The sequence below is a fragment of the Halobacillus sp. BBL2006 genome (assembly GCF_000786645.1).
Classification (GTDB): Bacteria; Bacillota; Bacilli; order Bacillales; family Halobacillaceae; genus Halobacillus.
In genome coordinates this window covers 1-4613 of sequence record NZ_JRNX01000153.1, presented here as the reverse complement: position 1 = coordinate 4613, position 4613 = coordinate 1, and the positions used below count along the sequence as shown (strand labels likewise).

Genomic DNA, 4613 nt, shown 5'->3' with positions numbered 1-4613 from the left:
CTGTCACACTGGCCAAAAATGGAGTAGACGTCCGCCTTTTCGAACAGAATGATCACTTTGGCGGCAAGATGATGCCAGTAAACGAGCAAGGATACCACTTCGATTTTGGTCCGAATACGATTACAATGCCTGATGTTTTTCGAGAAGTCGTCAGAATCGGCGGGCTTGATCCAGACGAAGAACTCCCATTCATCAAACTCGATCATCATACACGGAACCAGTTCAAGGACGGTACAGTATTTGACTTTTCTACAGACAGAGAATTCATGAGAGAACAGCTGTCCCATCTGGATCCAAAAGTCTGTAAAAAGTATGATTTGTTTCTCAACGAAATTGAACGTCTTTTTAATTTATCCGAAAAACATTTCTTACACCGAACTTTTTCCGGCTGGAGCGATTACCTTTCCCTTTCACTAGCAAAAAGCATGGCAAAGGTGAGGCCGCTGCAATCGATGGATCATTTTTTCAAGCAATACTTTTCCAATCCCCACATTCTTCAAGCGCTCAACCGCTATTCTACGTATGTAGGATCAAGTCCCTATCAAACACCGGCAACTTTTGCGATGATCGCTCATCTCGAATTGAACGAAGGCGTTTACTATGTACGAGGAGGAAATACAAGAATTGCGGATAGCTTTGTCAAGGCTGCTGAAAAGCAAGGAGCATTTTTATCTAAAAATACAAAGGTCACTAAGATTCTCACGGATGGAAAAAGAGCCACTGGTGTGGAATTAGATAATGGAGACGTTGCTGAGGCAGACCATATCATTGTCAACGGAGATTTGCTGAAAGCTGTCCCTGAACTACTGCCGGACGTAAAGCGGCCCCATTTATCGGATAAGAAGCTTCAATCTTTCGATCCATCCATATCGGCTTATGTGATTATGGCAGGATTGGATACAAATCTAGAGCAACTACACCACCATCACGTTCTCTTTTCTAATAATTATCAAAAAGAATTCGTCCAATTAAAGGCTGGCGATTATGCTGAACAACCGACGATTTACATTGGGACTTCCTCCAAAACAGACCCTGAGCTTTCACCTGAAGGAGACAACTGTTTTATATTGGTGAACGCTCCTGCCCTAAATGAAGGTCAATTTGATTTACAGATATATAAAGAGCTGATTTATGACCATCTGGCTGAAGCCGGTATCCCGATAAGAAAACATCTGAATGTTGAAAAGGTGCTGGGACCAGAACAAATCGAGACAAAGTTCGGAGCGTATCGAGGCTCTTTATATGGTCCTTCCTCTAACAGTCGATTCCAAGCTTTCATGCGACCCTTCAATCAATCACAAGATGTCGATCATCTCTATTTTTGTGGAGGCAGTACACATCCTGGAGGTGGTTCTCCAATGGTAGTTCTTAGCGGACAAAATGTAGCTAACAAAATCTTAGGGAAAATTGTACAGATAGAATAAGAAATGCAACAGGTAAACTTAATTCAGAATAGATGAAAAAGAAGCAGATTATTGCATCTCGGCAATAATCTGCTTCTTTTCTTGATCGGATACAAAATTTCTTTGCTCAAAGACTTCGTAGTCATTTTTACGAACGGAATGAAGGATGGCACGGTACATCTTTGCTGCTCCCCCAACAGGAGCTCGGGAATAGAGGGGATAATATGGAATGGTTTTCAAGGCATTGGCATAATAGACTTCAGCGTCTTCCGCCAACTCTTCCCACATTTGAATGAAGGCTTTATTCACTGTTTTTCTATGAAGATCACGGGTAGTGTACTCATACTTTCCCATGATTTCAGCAGGAAGATACACCCTGTCTCTATCAAGGTCTTCACCTATATCTCTAAGAATGTTGGTAATTTGCATCGCATAGCCTAGTTCAATTGCTCCATCCCTAAGTGCTGTCACTTTCCCTGGCGCAATGACAGGAAGCAGCATCAGTCCAACCGTACTAGCCACATGATAACTATAGTTCAACAGGTCATCCTTTGTATGAATCGGCTCAGGATATAAATCCATTCGCTGACCTTGAATCATATCGTAAAAGGGTCTCGGGTCCATCGAAAAATGACTAAATACATCCTCAAGAGCAATCCACGCCGGGTGTCCGCTAGAAAGTTTCCCTTCCATGAACTGGTCAAACTCTGTTGCGAAAACATCCAGCTCTTCTTTCGGATTCGCTCCTTCATCGACAATATCATCTGCTCGTCGACAAAAAGCATAAATTGCCCAAACCGCTTTTTTCTGCTGTTTAGGTAACATAGCGAAAGCTTTAGAGAAGGTTTTTGAATGCTGTTCTATAATCGTGCGACAATATTCATATGCTTGATTTAAGTCCGTCATCACTAAACACCTCGCTTGTAATTATGCCTTTCTGATCTATGATATTGCAAATGATTTGCCAAAATTTTCGCCCCCTGCATAACGATAGGCACTCCTCCGCCAGGGTGGATGGACGCCCCCACCGCATACAAATTGTTAACTGCATAGGGCTGCATTTGCGGTCGGAACACTCCAGACTGAAACAATGTCGGAGCTATTCCAAAGCTCCCTCCTTCAAATAGACCGTCTGCTCTTGCTTCTTCAGGTGACCTCACCTTGATCCAGTTAATCTGATTTCTAAGGTCATCGAACCCTCTCTCCTCCATTTGATTAATCACATAATCGATGAGATTTTCTTTTTTACTCCAGTCAACTTCTTTTCCCGCAGGGACTGGAATTAACGTGTATAGAACCCCTTTCCCTTCAGGTGCGAGCGAATCATCAATCAGAGATGGGTGAAAGGTATAGAATGATGGATCATCAGGTAGTTGTTTCAGCTCAAACACCTGCTTCATATGTCGGTCAAAGTCCGAGGACATGAAAAATTGATGAATAGAGGAACTTGGGTAATTTTTATCAAGTCCCATGTATAGGAGCAGACAGCCTGAGGATGGTGTATAGTTCCTGTTCAGCCGCTTTTCCTTAGGAAGCAAGCGATCCATAGTTGGAAAATCGCCGTTTAATATCGCTTCATCAACGGGGTATTGTCGCCCTTCAGCTATTAAAGATTGAACGTGATTCTCCTTCACAGCGATCTCTTCTACTTCAGAATTTATATGAATTTCCACTCCTCTTGATCGAAGCACATCAACGATGAGTTCTACGAGATGAGCATAACCTCCTTTCATATACCAGATGCCATGCTCATGCTCACTATAGGATACAAGCGAATACATTGCGGGAGACTGTTGAGGATGACCGCCAATGTATAAAGTCTGCAAAGTATAAGCCTCTACAAGGGCTTCATCCTTGAAATAGCTGCGCATCATCCTTTTCACGTTCTGATAAGCTTTCAATTTCATTAACGTGTGTAAGTTTTTTCTTGAAAAAAATTTACGTTTCTCTACGAACGACTGCTCCAGAAATTGCGCTTTCCCTTGCAAAAAACGCACTTTCATATCTTTTAAAAAGCGATCGAAACCTGCTTCGTTTCCAGGAAATCGTTTCTTCAACTCTTCTTTTTGTCTCTCTGGATCCGTGTACTTATGAAAAGGCTCTTTATCTTTAAAGTGGACTTTATATAAAGGATCGCAGGGAACAAGAGGAACGGCTTCTCGCTTGATCCCACCCTCTTCTAAAATTCTGAGCAGCATCTCTGGAAGAAGAACAATAGTTGGACCTTGATCGATTTTGTATTCGCCATGTTTCTCATACGTCAAGCGACCACCCAGATAATTGTTTTTCTCAAAGATTGAGATATGACGATCTTTATCTTTAGAGAGCAAAAGAGCAGTCACTAAACCGCCGATCCCCCCACCAACGATGACTGTCTGTATCTTTTTCATGAGGTTTTTGCCTCCTTTTCTCTAATCCACCCTGTAGTGATGCGGGCCGATTCCAGTATCGTTGGAAGTCCGCTTCCCGGGTGGGTGCCACCACCGACGAGCCAGCAATGATCCAACTCTTGAAAACGATTATGAGGTCTGAAGTACATCATTTGGGACAGCTGATGCCCTAAACTGAAGGTTGCTCCTTTATGAACGAAATGATCGGTTTGCCACTGTTTTGGTGTCAACACTTTCTCTGTAACGATATGATCGCGGATATCAGAGAAACCAGTCTTTTTCTCTAGCTCATCAAAGATTAGCTGCTTAAATGTGTCCTGTTTTTCATCCCAATCAATTTCCGAGTAATTATTCGGAACAGGAGCTAAAATATATACAGCTGAATGTCCTTCTGGAGCGAGAGAGTTGTCTGTAACACTCGCATTATGAATATAAATGGAAGGTTCATCCGAAAGCACGAGATCTTTTGTCATTTCGTTGACATTCTTTTGATAATCCTCCGCAAAAAGAATCGTATGATGAGGCATATCGTAAAGTTTGTCCAACCCCACATAAATCATAAATGTGGAACAAGAATATTTTTTCTTCTCTAGTTTCTGCTTCGAATATTTCTTCAGCACATTATCATCAAGCATATGCTGCATCGCATTTGCAAAATCTGCGTTTACTATGACTTCATCTGCATAAAAGTCCTCACCGGAATCCAGCTCCAATCCGACCACCTTTTTTCCGTCCAATTTAAACTTTCGGACACCATTTCCCAGGTGAATTGTACCCCCGTGCTCTTCTGTAACCTTAGCCATCGCTTTTGACAATTGAT

General features: G+C 42.2%; 4 protein-coding genes. 1 reads left to right on the top strand and 3 read right to left on the bottom strand.

Annotated features, from left to right (window positions below):
* Positions 1 to 1424, top strand: a 1424-nt coding sequence (locus LD39_RS05565) for an NAD(P)/FAD-dependent oxidoreductase (protein ID WP_035543777.1), incomplete at its 5' end; no start/stop codon positions are given.
* 48 nt (positions 1425 to 1472) lie between these two features.
* On the opposite strand, the gene LD39_RS05560 is transcribed toward LD39_RS05565, so the two are convergent.
* From LD39_RS05560 to LD39_RS05550, 3 genes are all read right to left on the bottom strand, one after another.
* Positions 1473 to 2309 carry a phytoene/squalene synthase family protein gene (locus LD39_RS05560; protein WP_035543776.1) on the bottom strand — a complete coding sequence of 279 codons (837 nt, stop codon included), beginning with the start codon at positions 2307 to 2309 and terminating at the stop codon, positions 1473 to 1475.
* Positions 2310 to 2311: 2 nt separating this feature from the next.
* On the bottom strand, positions 2312 to 3793 hold the full coding sequence (locus LD39_RS05555) for an NAD(P)/FAD-dependent oxidoreductase (protein ID WP_197061396.1): 1482 nt from the start codon (positions 3791 to 3793) through the stop codon (positions 2312 to 2314).
* A partial coding sequence (locus LD39_RS05550; protein WP_035543773.1) for an NAD(P)/FAD-dependent oxidoreductase occupies positions 3790 to 4613 on the bottom strand: 824 nt, incomplete at its 5' end. The genes LD39_RS05550 and LD39_RS05555, both read right to left, overlap by 4 nt.

Coding starts and splice junctions, on each gene's coding strand:
- LD39_RS05560 (WP_035543776.1), bottom strand. CDS start 2,309: ATGACGGACTTAAATCAAGCATATGAATATTGTCGCACGATTATAGAA.
- LD39_RS05555 (WP_197061396.1), bottom strand. CDS start 3,793: ATGAAAAAGATACAGACAGTCATCGTTGGTGGGGGGATCGGCGGTTTA.